Origin of the sequence: Caballeronia sp. LZ029 (assembly GCF_031451275.1) — a bacterium.
Taxonomy (GTDB): Bacteria; Pseudomonadota; Gammaproteobacteria; order Burkholderiales; family Burkholderiaceae; genus Caballeronia; species Caballeronia jiangsuensis.
The window spans coordinates 993071-1007533 of the sequence record NZ_JARUXO010000001.1; the positions used below are offsets into that span (position 1 = coordinate 993071).

General features: G+C 66.5%; 8 protein-coding genes. 6 read left to right on the forward strand and 2 right to left on the reverse strand.

Going from position 1 to position 14463, the window contains the following annotated elements; genetic code table 11:
* Position 1 precedes the first annotated feature (1 nt).
* Complete coding sequence (locus QCE73_RS04625; protein ID WP_309879966.1) at positions 2–601, reverse strand: cysteine dioxygenase family protein; 600 nt, start codon at positions 599–601, stop codon at positions 2–4.
* Between the two features lie 127 nt (positions 602–728).
* On the opposite strand from QCE73_RS04625, the gene QCE73_RS04630 reads away from it, so the two are divergent.
* Both QCE73_RS04630 and QCE73_RS04635 read left to right on the forward strand, forming a co-directional pair.
* Positions 729–1202, forward strand: coding sequence for an Lrp/AsnC family transcriptional regulator (locus tag QCE73_RS04630; protein WP_014190921.1), 474 nt, complete (start codon positions 729–731; stop codon positions 1200–1202).
* Positions 1203–1528: 326 nt separating this feature from the next.
* Positions 1529–1747, forward strand: a complete 219-nt coding sequence (locus tag QCE73_RS04635; RefSeq protein WP_309879967.1) for a hypothetical protein — start codon at positions 1529–1531, stop codon at positions 1745–1747.
* A gap of 14 nt (positions 1748–1761) precedes the next feature.
* Here QCE73_RS04635 and QCE73_RS04640 read toward each other — a convergent pair whose 3' ends face one another.
* Positions 1762–4311: an FUSC family membrane protein gene (locus QCE73_RS04640; RefSeq protein ID WP_309879968.1), complete on the reverse strand. Its 2550-nt coding sequence runs from the start codon at positions 4309–4311 to the stop codon at positions 1762–1764.
* A 193-nt stretch (positions 4312–4504) separates the two neighbouring features.
* Between QCE73_RS04640 and recC the strand changes: the two genes are divergently transcribed.
* From recC to arfB, 4 genes are read left to right on the forward strand one after another with little or no spacing between them, the layout of a single operon-like run.
* On the forward strand, positions 4505–7903 hold the full coding sequence (recC, locus tag QCE73_RS04645) for an exodeoxyribonuclease V subunit gamma (protein WP_309879969.1): 3399 nt from the start codon (positions 4505–4507) through the stop codon (positions 7901–7903).
* A complete protein-coding gene (gene recB, locus QCE73_RS04650) occupies positions 7900–11604 on the forward strand; it encodes an exodeoxyribonuclease V subunit beta (protein WP_309879971.1) in 3705 nt (1234 codons plus the stop codon). Before recC ends, recB begins: the two co-directional genes overlap by 4 nt.
* Complete coding sequence (locus tag QCE73_RS04655) at positions 11601–13616, forward strand: AAA family ATPase (protein ID WP_309879972.1); 2016 nt, start codon at positions 11601–11603, stop codon at positions 13614–13616. Before recB ends, QCE73_RS04655 begins: the two co-directional genes overlap by 4 nt.
* Before the next feature lie 25 nt (positions 13617–13641).
* A complete protein-coding gene (arfB, locus tag QCE73_RS04660; RefSeq protein ID WP_309879973.1) occupies positions 13642–14055 on the forward strand; it encodes an alternative ribosome rescue aminoacyl-tRNA hydrolase ArfB in 414 nt (137 codons plus the stop codon).
* The last annotated feature ends 408 nt before the right edge of the window (positions 14056–14463 follow it).

Sequence of the window (14463 nt, forward strand, 5' to 3'; positions counted from 1 at the left end):
CTCAGGCGGCAAGCAGATCGTTGACGTGCGTGGCGATCTGCTCGCCCGCAACGCCGTAGACATGCAGCGACACGGCGCGCGCGGCGGCATCGGCGCACAGGCCGAGCTGATGAATCGCGCCGCGTCCTGCGCCCACATACGACACCGCGCCCGGCGGGCGTGGATGACGCCGCGTTTCGATCGCGCGATGCTCGGCCGCGTCCCAGCGATACAGCGTTTCCTCTAGCGTGCCTTCCATCACCGCATAGCCGCACCACGTCCGATGACCATGCACCGGGCTCGCCTGTCCCGGCGCCCAGACGAGCGCGGCGATCGCATAGCGGTTGAGCGGATCGGCGGCAAGCAGATGGCGGCAATAGGTCTGCGGATTGCCCGCGCGCTGATCGGGGCGCAGAACTTCCGGATCGGCGATCGCCCGTTGCAGCGCGAGTCGCACCCGCTGCCCGAACGCAGCCTGCGGACCCGTTTCGGCGGCCGCGAAAGCCGCATCCAGCTCGCGGCACAGTCGTTCGAGCGCGGGGCTCCGGCAGGCAGCGGATTCGGACGCCGGCGAAGCCGGAGGGAAGGGCCGCGCCGGGCGGCTGACATGTTCGAGTTGCATAGTGGATGAGCCGTCTTTTCGTTGTTAGCTGATCCACTCATTTATACCGGCTTGCCTCCAGAATTAGTTTCCATATAATTTCGCTCGACCATCGAGAAATAGAATAATTTCCTATAAGGGGTGCAGCATGGGAATGGACCTCATCGACCGCAAACTGCTCGAATTGCTGCAGAACGACGTGACGATGCCCATCGCGGAACTCGCGCAACGAGTGAATCTGTCGCAGACGCCTTGCTGGAAGCGCGTGCAGCGTCTCAAAGAGACGGGCGTGATCCGCGCGCAGGTGGCGCTATGCGATCCGAAAAAACTGGGCGTCGGTACGACGGTATTCGTCGCGGTGCGCACGAATCAGCACACGCAGACGTGGGCGGAGGATTTCACGCGCGCGGTCCGCGATATTCCGGAAGTGGTCGAGGTGTATCGGATGAGCGGCGAAACCGACTATCTGTTGCGCGTCGTGGTGTCGGATATCGACGATTACGACCGCGTATACAAGCAACTCATTCGCGCGGTGCCTTTGTACGACGTGAGTTCCAGTTTCGCGATGGAGCAGATCAAGTATTCGACGGCGCTGCCGGTTCGCCCGACGCTTGCGCCTTGAGCGCGGGCGAGTGCATTAACTTAGGATGATGAAACAAAAAAAAGGCCGCCCGGGCGGGCGGCTCATCACGTCCGGTCACAGGTAATCCCGGCACCTGCACCTTCCACCCTCGCCGGGATCGGACGCGCATGGAATAGCATTCAGTATCGTCGTCCGGACGGGCTCTCTTCAAGCGGCGCGGTGCAGCAGAGAATTTCGCGACCGGCGTGCGCGTATCGAAACGACATGAGCTCAAGTGCCGCGAATCGACGCGCCCCGCAATCCAACTGAAACCCGATACGGGTACCATGTCGGGTCACTCCCGAAACGTCGCCACGAACCTTTTCATGAACCACGACCCCCGCGATTCTCGCCCCCCGGACGGTAAGCCGAAGAACCCGACCCGCGCCGTCAGCGTGTTCATCGTTGTCGTGGTGCTGCTCGTGATCGGCACGATTCTCTTCAACGCGATTCGCGAAAAGCGCGAGTTCGATCAGCAAGACGCGCAACCGTCGGCCGCGAGCGACGTGCGTCCCGCGGTCCCTGCGATCGGCGCATCGCAGTAGCGCCTGAGCGGCGTTCACACCGGCAGGCGAATCTGCGCAGCGTCCTTGCCGATGAGCGATGACGCCGTCAGCATCTGCTTGCATTGATGCGCGAGCAGCTTGAGGTCGTGAAGCGCATCGGCGGACAGCGATTGTGCGCGCTCGGCATCGACGACCATTTTGTCCAGATCGCGCCGCAGTTCCTTGAGCGCGTCCGCCTGTGCGGGCGGCGCATCGGGCTTCGGCGCGGCCGGCAGTTCGCCCACGGCGTCGGCGAGGTTCTCGCGCACGACGCCGAAGGTGCGCTGCACCGGTTCGAACGGCTGGCCGCCCGCTTCGTTGAGCGACTGCAAAAGCGGCGCGGCGGCCGTGATCTGCGAGGCGAGCACATGGCTTTGCACGAGCAGATCGTTCAATTCGGCGACGTACCTTTGCTGCGCCTTCGGCTCCAGCATCATGCGCTGGAACGCCTGCGCGAGATTGGCGAAAGCGATATGCACGTTCTTGCGCGCGAGCCGGTAACGGAAGTCGCGGTCGAGCGCGGTTGCGGCGACCGTCGCAGCAGCGGACGCGCCCTTGCTCGCCGTCGCCGCCGTGCTCTCCCCGATACTCACCGACGACAAGCGCTGCGCCGTCGCGCTCGCGGCTTTCATCGCCGAATCGGCGACCACGGCCGGATCGAGCGGCGGCGTGGTGGCGTTCGGCTCGTTGGCCGCCACGGCTGTCATCGTCACGGTTTGCGCGGGCGCCTCGACAACCGATGACGACGCCACCGCGCCCGCATTGGCATCGGCGAACACCGCGCGATCGACGGGCGTTTCCACCGCCGACGAAGAAGCGGCGCGCGCCTTTTCCGCCGGCGTGGCCGGCTTCGCTCGCCACCACCAGCTTGCTTCCAGATAATTGCGCGTCGCGGCGAGCAGATCCTTCACGAGCTTGCCCATCAACCGGTATTCCCAATAAGGGAAGAGATGGCTCGCCGCGATGGCGATCGCGCAGCCGACGACGGTATCGATCGCGCGCTCGCCGATGAGCCGCAAGCTGCCGGGCGCGAGCAGGTGGAACATCAGAAGCACATACGACGACGTGAACACGACGCTCGCCGCGTAGTTGAAGAGCAGGAGGCTATAGCTCATGACCATCGACGCGAACATCACGACGAGCAGGATATGCGGCTCCTTCACGAACAGAATCAGCGCGATGGTCACCGCGCAGCCGATCGCCGTGCCGATGATCCGCTGCGTATTGCGCTGCTTCGTGAGCGAGTAGCCGGGCTTCAGGATGATGACGGTCGTCATCACGATCCAGTACGCGTTCGTGAGCGGCAGCAGCCGTCCGAGCCAGAAGCCGATGCCCACCGCGATCGTCACGCGCAGCGCGTGTCGGAAGCTCGGCGAGGACATCGTGAGATTCGAAAATATCTGCATGAACGGCACGCGCCGGCTCGATATGAACCGCGAGAGCGCGTGATCGATCTGCACTTCGGTTTCGATCGCGCTCGCGCCGTCGCGCGTGCGGCGGCGCATCTTGTCGATGAGGCGCGTCGCGCTCCAGAGCCGCCTGAACACCGCCGCCGCCGCTGTATACGCTTCCGGATTCTTCTCCGGCAGACCGTGCTTGCGCATCAGTTCGAGTTCGTATTCGATCGCGCGCAATTCGGCCTTCATGCTGATCTGCCGTCCGGCCGGATTGTTCTGCAGCACCGCGAGGCCGATTTCTTCGAGATCCGCGCTCGCCTTGCGCATCAGGTCGCGATAGAAAATCAGCACGTCGGAACCCGCGAAGGTCTTTCTGACGAGCGGATAGTCCGTATGCGCGCCGACGAAGAACTCGTGCAGATCCACCACGTTGATGAACAGATTGAAGAGCCGTGCGCGCCGCGCGTCGAGCTTGCCGCTCTTCACTTTCGGCAGGTTGCGCAGCACGATGTCGCGCGCCGCTTCCTGCCGCTCGACGGCCGCAATCTGCTTCTCGATGAGAATGCGGTAACACTCGTCGAGATCGGCGTCGCCGTCATAAAACTCGGCGCGCGCGAGCAGATACTCCGCGCAACTGAAAATGCTTTCCGCGAGCGCCTGCTGCTCGATGCGATACACGAGCAGGCGGGAGACGAGCGTCGCCCAGTAGGTGTACCAGAGACCGCCCAGAAGAATCCACGAAGCGTTGATGAGCGCCTGCATCGGCGTGAAATGCTCTTCGAGCGTGACGACCATCATGAAGAGCGTGGCGAAGCTGATCTGCGGCCAGCGATTGCCATACACGACGATCAGCGACAGCACGAAAGTCAGCGGCACGATGGTCAGCCAGAGCGCGATCGGATGCGCGGTCGCGATACCCGTGGCGAGCGCCGCGAGGAAGCCGATCGACGTGCAGGCGAGCATCTCGTTGTGCTTGTGCCTGAGCGGGCCGGGCATGTCGACGACGCACGCGCCGAGCGCGCCGGTCGCGATCGTGAAGCCGAGTTCGCGATTATGAAAGACGATGAGCATCAGGACGGCGGGCAGCGACACGCCCAAAGCGATGCGCAAGCCGCCGAAGAAATACTGGCTGTAAATGAACTTCCTGATTTCGAACGAATAACGCATCGACTTCCTGTTTTGACGCTCGTTGATGTTCTGGGGACGAGGCGAGAAACGAGTCTAACCCAACTCTACCGGGCTTCGGACCTCGGCCATTCGGCCAGGTTCTCGTCGCCGCGCCCGCTTTGCTATGCTGGCGCCTGGACTTACAAAGCTTTTCAAATCCCGCCATTTCAGACCGCATAGCACCGGCGCTTCCATGCTCGAACTCTTTTATTCGAATCGTCACGAGACGCTCGCCGCTGCGCTTTTCGAGGACCTCGACGCGTTCGCGATGCGCGAGAGCGATCCCTTCGCGCGCGAAGCCGTCATCGTGCCGAGCGCGGCCGTGCGGCGGCGGCTCGAACTCGACATGGCCGAGCGCTTCGGCATCTGCGCGAACGTCGATTTCTGCTATCTCGCGCAGTGGCTCTGGGCGCAGATCGGGCGCGTGCTGCCCGTGGCCGTGCACTCGCCGTTCGCGCCGGACCGCCTTGCGTGGCGTTGCTACCGGCTGTTCGAAGATCCGTCGATCGGCGATTCGGCGCGGCTATCGACGTATCTCGACGCCGCCGACGATTCGATGCGCTACGAGCTCGCGCGGCGCATCGCGACGGTCTTCGATCACTATCTGACATACCGGCCCGAGTGGCTCACGCACTGGCAGGCGGGCGGCTCGATTCTCGCGGGCAGCGGCGCCGATAGCGATGCACGCGGCCCGCGTCTCGCGGGCGCGAACGATATCCAGCGCGAAGACGAGCGCTGGCAGGCGGCGCTGTGGCGCGCGCTGCTCGCGGACCTCGCACACGATGCGAACGGCGCCGAAAAAGACCCCACGCCGCCCGCGTACCGCTTTCTCGCCGATGCGTCCGGCCTCGATCTCGATGCCGTGATGCACGCGCAATGGCCGCGCCGCATCAGCGTTTTCGCCTTGCCGACGATGCCGCCGCTGCATATCGCGTTGTTGCGCGAGCTGTCGCGCTGGATCGACGTGCGCGTCTATGCGCAGAATCCTTGCCGCGAGTTCTGGTACGACATCGTGAGCGAGGCGCGCGTCGAGCAACTCGAACTGAAGGGCGAAGCCGATTATCAGGAAGTCGGTCATCCGCTGCTCGCGGAATGGGGCCGACAAACGCAGGCGCAACTGCACATGCTGCACGAGCTGACCGAAAGCGCGGCGTCGAGCGAGCGGCAACTCTTCGAGGACAATCCCGCGCCGACGTGGCTCGCGCGCGTGCAGAACGGCATCCTCGCGCTCGATGAAGAAAGCGTCGAGCCGCAGCCCGAAACGATCGTCGGGAACGGCATCGAAGTGCATGTCTGTCATAGCCTGTCGCGCCAGCTCGAAGTGCTGCACGATCGTCTGCTCGACTGGTTCGACGAGATCGAAGGCCTGGAGCCGTCGGACGTGCTCGTCGCTTTTCCGGATCTCGCGGTGGCGGGGCCGCTCATCGACGGTATCTTCGGCACCGCGCCCGCGGGCGCGAGCAACGAGCGGCGGCGCATTCCGTATCGCATCACGGGCCTGCCGCCGTCGCAGGCGAATCCGGTCGCGCGCGCGCTCATCGACTGGCTCGCGCTCACCGAGCGCAGCGTCGGCGCGCCCGAACTCGTCGAATGGCTGCGCGTGGATGCGATCGCGGCGCGCTACGGCATCGACGCCATCGCGCTCGAAACCGCGCAGGCGTGGCTCGCCGCGGCAGGCGCGCGTCGCGGATTGCGGCCCGACGAAGTCACCGCCGCCGACGTGCCCGCCGCGCGCCACACGTTCGCCGACGCCCTCACGCGCCTCTATCTCGGTTACGCGCTGCCGGGCGGCGGCGCGCCTGTCGACGAATGGCTGCCGATCGAAGGCGCGAACGGGTCCGATGCCGAGTTGCTCGGCCGTCTGACGCGCTTCGTCGATGATATCGACGCATTCGCCGAGCGCATCGCCACCTCGCGCACCGCGCGCGCCTGGGGCGATCTGCTGCTCGACGCGCTCGAACGTTTCTTCGACGCGGGCGTCGCGTTCACCGACGCCATCGGCGACGTGCGCAGCGCGATCGATTCGCTCGTCGTCGCGATGGACGAAGGCGCGGGCGAGACCGATGTATCGGCTTCCGTGATCCGCACCGCGCTCACCGATACGCTCGACGATCCTGCACGCGGCGGGGTGCCGTGGGGCGGCGTCACGTTCTCGTCGCTGACGAGCCTGCGCGGCCTGCCGTATCGCGTGGTCTGCCTGCTCGGCATGGACGACGGCATGCTGCCGAGCCTCACGCGCGCCGACGAGTTCGATCTGATGGCGCGTTTCGGCAAGCTCGGCGACCGTCAGCGCCGCGACGACGAGCGCAACCTGTTCCTCGATCTCATGCTCGCCGCGCGCGACCGGTTCATGATCGCGTACACCGGGCGCAGTATCCGCGACAACGCGGTACTGCCGCCCGCCGCGCTCATCGACGAACTGCTCGACTATCTCGCGCAGTCCGTCGCGGGCAAACATGCCGCGCCCGACCAACTCGAAGCGGCGCGCGCGCGTTTCGTGTTCGAGCATCCGTTGCAGCCGTATGCGCCGGACTACTTTCACGCTGACGGCCGGCTCTTCACCTACGAGCCCGAGCGCGCCGAGCTGGCTCGCGCACTGGAATCCGGCAAGTCGCAGTCCGTTGCGCGGTTTTTCTCCGCGCCATTGCCGCCGGAGGAGGACGTTCAGACCGTCGCGTTCGACGACTTCGTGCGCTTCTGGCGCCATCCCGCGCGCGCGCTGTTGCGTGACCGCCTCGGCATCGCGCTAGTCGATGCCGAAGCCGAACTCGACGAAACCGAGCCGTTCGAACTGGGCTTCGCGGGCCGCGATGCGCTCGCCGCGCGTGTGCTGCCCGCGCTGCTCGAAGCCGCCGACGACGGCGAGCGCGCCGCACGCGAACGCGCGAGACGTGTCGCGCGTGCGAGTCCGGAAATGCCGGGCGGCGCGACGGGCGGCGTGTGGCAGGCGCGCGAGCTTCACGCGCTCGGGCAACTGGCCGAACGCGTGCGCGCTTCGACATCGGCGGGTGTCGAGCGCCTGCCGTTCTCGCTCGATCTCAAGCCGCGCTGGCCCGACACCGCGGGCATCGCGCTCTTCGGCGCATATGACGACGCACTCATCGACGTTCGTCCGATGACGCTCGTCGGCACGCTCAATGCGCTGACGCCGCAAGGTCAGGTGATCTATCGCTACGATGCGCCGCGTGCGCGAGACTATTTGTCCGCATGGCTCGCGCATCTCGCGTATTGCGCCGCGCTGCCCGATGGACCGCGCCGCACGATCTGGCACGGGCGCGGGTCGCAATCTGCGGATTTCGAGCTGACGCCCGTCGCCGATCCGCTCGCGCATCTCGCCGCGCTGGCGTCGCTCTATCGCGCGGGACGGCGCATGCCGCTCCGGTTCTTTCCGAAGAGCGCATGGCTCAAGGTGAAAGAGGGCGACGCGAAAGCGCAGGCCGCATGGGAGTCCGAACGCACGCGCGCCGAATCCGACGATCCGGTGTTTCGCATCGCGTTTCGCGGCGCGGACCTCGCGCTCGACGATGCCTTCGCCGCGCTCGCGCGCATCGTGTTCGAGCCGCTCGTGCAACATCTGCGGAGCGGCGCATGACCAACCTCACGACATTCATGGATGACACCGGCGTGCAGGAACTCGACGTCTTCTCCTGCGCGCTCGATGGCGTGAACCAGATCGAGGCTTCCGCCGGCACGGGCAAGACCTGGAACATCTGCGCGCTGTATGTGCGCCTGCTGCTCGAGAAGCGCCTGTCCGTCGAGCAGATTCTCGTCGTGACCTTCACGAAGGCGGCGACCGCCGAGTTGCACGAGCGCATCCGCTCGCGGCTCGCGGGCGTCGCGCATGCGATCGAAAATGGCGATGCGGCCGGCGATCCGTTCATCGAGCAGCTCTTCGAAACGACGCTCGCCGAGATCGACGCGGACGAGGCCGCGAAGCGCCTGCGCATCGCCGTGTCCACCTTCGATCAGGCCGCGATCCACACGATTCACGCGTTCTGCCAGCGCGCGCTGCAAGAGGCGCCGTTCGCCGCCGCAATGCCGTTCGCGTTCGAGATGGAAGCCGACGACAGCGCGCTGCGCTTCGAGCTCGCGGCGGATTTCTGGCGCGAGCGCGTGGAGCCGGTGGCGGCGCGCACGCCATCGTTCGCGTCGTGGCTCGTCGCGAAGGGCGCGGGGCCGGCATCGCTCGATGCGCAGCTCGCCCGGCGTCTGAAAAAGCCGCTCGCGGCGCTGCGCTTCGGCGATACGAATGCCGCCGAAGCGGCCGACATGCAGGCGCTGTTCGACGAAGCCTGCGCGTTGTGGAACGCCGAGCGCGACGGCATCGCGAAGCTGCTCTTCGACGCCGAAGCCATCCTCAACAAGACGACGCACAAGCGCACGATCCTCGACGCGGCCATCGACGCGTGGGCCGACTATTTCGCCAATGCCGACTGTCACGCGCCGCCGCCGAAGGAAGCGCTCAAGCTCACCGCGACCGCGCTCGCGAAGGGCACCAAAGGCAAGAACACGCCGCCCGCGCACGCGTTTTTCGATCAGGCCGATGCGCTCGCCGCGTCCGCCGCCGCAGCCGAGGCGTCGCAGCGCGCGATGTGGCTCGACATCGTGCGCGAGTGGCTCGATCACGCGCCCGCGGAACTCGCCGCGCGAAAGCGCGCGCGCCGCGTCGTCTCGTTCGACGATCTGCTGTCGAACCTGCATCACGCGCTCGTCAAACACGCGTGGCTCGCCGAGGCATTGCGCGCGCGCTATCCGGCGGCGCTCATCGACGAATTTCAGGACACAGATCCGCTGCAATACGCGATCTTCAATCGCGTGTTCGCGCCGCACGGGCCGCTTTTTCTCGTCGGCGATCCGAAGCAGGCGATCTACAGCTTTCGCGCCGCCGACCTGCACACGTATCTCGCGGCGCGCGACGGCGCGAGCGCGCGCTATACGCTCGCGGTCAATCAGCGCTCGACGCCGCAGATCATCGAGGCGTGCAATCGCGTGTTCGAAGCGAATCCGGCGGCGTTCATTCTCGACGGGCTCGACTATCAGCCGGTGCGCGCCGGCACCCGCAAACGCGGGCCGTTCGTCGATGGCACGCCGGCCGCGGCCTATGCCGATATCGCCGATTTCTGCGTGTGGATGCTGCCGCACGGCGAATCGGCGCTCCTGAAAACCACCGCGCAGCGCGACGCCGCCGAAGCCTGCGCCGCCGAGATCGCGCGGCTCTTGCGCGGTGCGCAGCGCGGCGAGGTGACCATCGGGCGCGCGCCGCTTTCGGCGGGCGATATCGCCGTGCTCGTGCAGACGCATCGGCAGGGCAGTCTCGTGAAGCGCGTGCTCGCGGCGTGGGGCATCGGCAGCGTCGAGCTTGCGCAGGCGTCGGTGTTCGGCTCGCCCGACGCCGAGCAGATCGAGCGCGTGCTCGCCGCCATCGACACGCCGGGCGATTTGCGCCGTCTGCGCGCGGCGCTCGCGACCGACTGGTTCGGGCTCGACGCCGCCGCGCTCTGGCGGCTGGAGCACGCGGACGCGGCCGATCCGCACGGCGAGCCGATCGATTCGACGAACTGGGTCGAGCGTTTCTCGCGTTATCGCACGATCTGGCATGAGCGCGGCTTCGCGGTGATGTGGCGCACGCTCGCGCGCGAACTGTCGATCGCGACGCGTCTCGTCGCACGGCCCGACGGCGAGCGCAGGCTCACGAATGTGAATCATCTGGCGGAGTTGCTACAGGCGCGTTCGGCCGAGCAGCCCGGCATCGCGCCGACGCTGCGCTGGCTTGCCGCGCAACGCGAGCAGCAGGGTGGCGGCGAGGAAGCGCAATTGCGCCTCGAATCCGATCGCAATCTCGTGCAGATCGTGACTGTTCACAAGTCGAAGGGACTGGAATATGCGGTCGTGTTCTGTCCGTTCCTGAACGACGGCGCGTCGCGCGAGCGGTCGAAATCAGGCTTGCCCGATGCGCGCGAATATCACGACGACGCGGGCGAAGCCGTGCTCCATTACGGCATCGAAGGCGATGAAGACGATCACGTGAGCGCGGCGATCGCGCGCGAGCAGGCGGCCGAGCGCGCGCGTCTCGTCTACGTCGCGTTGACGCGTGCGGTGTTCCGCTGCTATGTCGTGGCGGGTTTCTATGTGTCGAACCGATCGACGAAGGAATCGCGTCGCAGCGTGCTCAACTGGCTCGTCGCGGGTAGCGGGAAAGATTTCGATGCGTTCTGCGACGAGCCGCCCGAGGAAGCGGATATCGTCGCGGCGTGGAATGCAGTCGCGGCGCGCTCGGACGGCGCGATCGGCGTTGCGCCGTTGCCGATCATCGATATGCGCGAGCCGCTCGTCGCGGATGCGGCGAATCAGCACGAGATCGCGGCGCGCGTGAATCAGCGCATCCTGCGCGATCGCTGGCGCATGGCGAGTTTCAGCTCGCTGATCGCGGCCGGTGCGCGCGACGAGGCGAACCAGGCGCAGCCAGCCGAAGCGCGTCCCGATCACGACGAACTCGCCGCGCTCGACGACGCCGCACGAATAGCGCCATCCGCGCGCGACGAATCGCAACTCGCGCCCGACGACATACTCGCGTTCCCGCGCGGCGCGGCGGCGGGCGAGTGCCTGCATCGCATGTTCGAGCTCGCGGATTTCACCGAGCCGTCCGGCTGGCCCGCTGCCGTCGAGCGCGCGCTGCACGAGCATCCGACGCCCGCGCCGGACACGCTCGCCCCGCGCCTGCGGCCCATGATGCTGCGTCTGCTTGCCGATACGGTCGCCGCCGAGATCGCGCCCGCCATGCGGCTTCGGACCATCGCGATGACGCGTCGCATGAACGAACTGGAGTTCCTGTTTCCGGCGCAGACACTCGATTTCACCGCGTTGCGGCGTTTGCTCGCCGCGCACGGATTTCCCGACGTCGCCCTCGAAAGCGGCGCGCTGCGCGGGTTCATCAAGGGATTCATCGACATGATCGTCGAGCACGAAGGCCGCTACTGGATCATCGACTGGAAGTCGAATCATCTGGGCGATGCCGCTTCCGACTACGCCGCCGCGCCGCTCGCCGTGGCGATGGCGGAACATGCATATCACCTTCAGGCGCTCATCTACGTGGTGGCGCTGCATCGTTATCTGCGCGCGCGCCTGGCGGACTATGCGTACGACAAGCATATCGGCGGATATCTGTATCTGTTCGTGCGCGGCGTTCGTCCCGACTGGCGAGATGGCGAATCCGCAAGCGGCGTGCATCGCGGACGGCCGTCGCTGGAACTGGTCGAGGCGCTCGATCGATTGATGTCGGGAGGCGTCGCATGAGCACGCTCGATTCAATGGAAGCGGCGCGTCCCGTGCCCGCCCCCGTGGACGAAAGCGCGGCGCTCGCCGAAGGCTTCGCGCGGCGTCTGAGCGCGCTCGCGGCGCGGCTGGGCGCCGACGAGCGAAGCGTGCTGTGGGCCGAACGCGCCGCGCTCGCGATGAGCCGCGCGACCGCGCAAGGGCACGTGTGCCTGCCGCTCGGCGCACTCGCCCGGCGTCACGATGCGCACTTCAACGAAGCGCGCGACGCGTTGCTCGCGAGCGGCGTCGCGTGCCTCGCGCGCAGTAATGCTCGCGGGAGTGCCGCTGATCTGTTGCCGCTCGTCATCGACGAAGATGGGCGGCTTTATCTCGCGCGTTACTTCGACTACGAGCGGCGGCTCGCGGAGGCGCTCGTCGAACGCTCGCGCGATGCGCGCGTGCCCGTTTCGCGGGAGGATATCGCGCAGCAGGCCGGGCGCATCGCGCGTTATTTCGGTCCGCGCGAGGGCGACGACATCGACTGGCAACGTGTCGCTGCGCTGGTCGCGCTGGCGGGGCGGCTCACGATCGTGAGCGGCGGGCCGGGCACCGGCAAGACGACGACGGTGGTCGGCGTGCTCGCGTGCCTGCTCGATACCGATCCCGAGGTGCGCATCGCGCTCGCCGCGCCGACCGGCAAAGCCGCGCAACGGATGCAGGAGGCGCTCATCGAGCGCGCGGACAAGCTGCCGCCGGAACTCGCGGAGCGTCTGCCGCGCACGTCGTTCACCTTGCAGCGGCTGCTCGGCGTGCAGTCGGACGGGCGCTTCCGGCATCATCGCGACAATCCCTTGCCGTATGACGTGATCGTCGTCGATGAAGCCTCGATGATCGACGTCGCGCTCGCGGCGCATCTGCTCGAAGCGGTCGCGCCGGCGAGCCGTCTCGTGATGCTCGGCGACAAGGATCAGTTGTCGGCCGTGGAAGCCGGCGCGGTGTTCGCGGAACTGAGCGCGCAGCCGTCGTTCAGTGCATCGGGCAAGGCGCGCATCGCGGCGGCGCTATCGATCGATGCGAAACGGCTCGAAGCGGCGTTGCCGCATGGCCGGACGCCGAAGAGCGAGGCGCAACTAGGACTTTTCGACAGCGCGCCCGCCGACGACTCCGAAGGCTACGGCGCACTCTTCGATACGCTGCCCGATGACTGGAGCGGGCGGGGCGACGAAGGCGAAGGCGAAGGCGCGCTGACCGATTGCGTCGTGTGGCTGCAGAAGAATTATCGATTCGGGCTCGATTCGGACATCGGCCGGCTTTCGATCGCGATTCGCAACGGCGACGAACAGGCCGCGCTCGATGCGCTCGACCCATCCGGCGCGCGCGCGGCCGTGCTGTTCGACGACGGCGACGCGGCGCTGTCCGAGCGCACGCTCGCGCGCCTCGCCAAAGGTTTCGCGCCGTATGCCGAAGCGCTGTCCGCCGCGATTGATGGCATAGAGGCCGATCACGCCCGGCTCTTCGACGCGCTCAATCGCTTCCGCGTGCTGTGCGCGACGCGCAAGGGACCGCGCGGCGTCGATGAAGTGAACGCGCGCATCGCCGCGAAAGTGCGCGAACAGGCGGGCATCGCGCTTGCACTCGGTGCGCAGTGGTTCGCGGGGCGGCCGGTGATCGTCACGCGCAACGACTACGCGCTCGGACTGTTCAACGGCGATATCGGGATTGCGCTGCCGGGCGTGGACGGATCGCTGCGCGTCGCGTTCCGAATGGCCGATGGCGCGCTGCGTTACGTGTCGCCCGCCGCGCTGCCGCCGCACGACACGGCGTTCGCGCTGACGGTGCACAAGTCGCAGGGATCGGAATTCGAGCATGCGGCGCTCGTGTTGCCCGGCGCGTTCGTGCGCGTGCTGTCGCGCGAACTGGTGTACACGGCGATCACGCGGGCGAAGCGCAGGGTGGAAGTCATCGGCTCGGCGGCGATTTTCGCGCAGGCCGTGAGGGAACCGACGCGGCGCGATTCCGGACTTGCGGCGAGAATGCGGCGTCTCACATGAGCGCAGGACAAAAAGGAGCCGACCGATGACGATGACCGACAGCCTCGCTGTGCCGCCGAACGAAATCGAGCTGACGGCCGTGCGCGCGCAAGGCGCGGGCGGTCAGAACGTCAACAAGGTGTCGAGCGCGATCCATCTGCGCTTCGACATTCGCGCGTCGTCGCTGCCGGAGTACATCAAGGATCGGCTGCTCGCGCTCACCGACAGCCGCGTCACGCGCGACGGCGTGATCGTCATCAAGGCGCAGGAGCATCGCACGCAGGACATGAATCGCGCGGCGGCGCTCGCGCGGCTGGATGAGCTCATTCGGAGTGTCGCCGTCACGCGGCGCAAGCGGATCGCGACGAAGCCGACGCGCGCATCGCAACGGCGTCGCGTGGAGGGCAAGGTGAAGCGCGGCGCGATCAAGGCGGGAAGGGGGCCGGTGCGGGGGGATTGAGTGGCTTTGTTGCGGTTTTGGCTGAACGTCCATGCGCGAGCGAGAAAGGATGATCTCGGCGCATTACGGCCGATCAGCGGAAACAGGAAAGAGTCTTCCGTCCGCATTTCAGATTAGCGGAGGACGGTGTGCCGGTGCAGCTTGGTGCTGAAAGGACGCTTGAATCCCAAGCTCGTTAGAGGTGCGCGAGCTAAGCCCGATGATTCTTGTGAAGGCGATGCTTAGGCGAGTGCCAAGGACCAAGGACGGCTGGCAAGCATGGCCAACGTGCGTGTGACCGCGGGCCTGAACGAGCTGCTTTCTTTGGTTACTTTCTTTGCAGCAGTGTATAGACCGGGGACATAGCTGACAGATCCGCGGGGACATGGTTGACACTTTCAGGCATCTCGATGCCTGGACCCGACCATG

Excerpts from the sequence above, each read along its gene's own strand:
- QCE73_RS04625 (WP_309879966.1), bottom strand. The coding sequence starts at position 601 with ATGCAACTCGAACATGTCAGCCGCCCGGCGCGGCCCTTCCCTCCGGCT.
- QCE73_RS04630 (WP_014190921.1), top strand. The coding sequence starts at position 729 with ATGGGAATGGACCTCATCGACCGCAAACTGCTCGAATTGCTGCAGAAC.
- QCE73_RS04635 (WP_309879967.1), top strand. The coding sequence starts at position 1,529 with ATGAACCACGACCCCCGCGATTCTCGCCCCCCGGACGGTAAGCCGAAG.
- QCE73_RS04640 (WP_309879968.1), bottom strand. The coding sequence starts at position 4,311 with ATGCGTTATTCGTTCGAAATCAGGAAGTTCATTTACAGCCAGTATTTC.
- recC (WP_309879969.1), top strand. The coding sequence starts at position 4,505 with ATGCTCGAACTCTTTTATTCGAATCGTCACGAGACGCTCGCCGCTGCG.
- recB (WP_309879971.1), top strand. The coding sequence starts at position 7,900 with ATGACCAACCTCACGACATTCATGGATGACACCGGCGTGCAGGAACTC.
- QCE73_RS04655 (WP_309879972.1), top strand. The coding sequence starts at position 11,601 with ATGAGCACGCTCGATTCAATGGAAGCGGCGCGTCCCGTGCCCGCCCCC.
- arfB (WP_309879973.1), top strand. The coding sequence starts at position 13,642 with ATGACGATGACCGACAGCCTCGCTGTGCCGCCGAACGAAATCGAGCTG.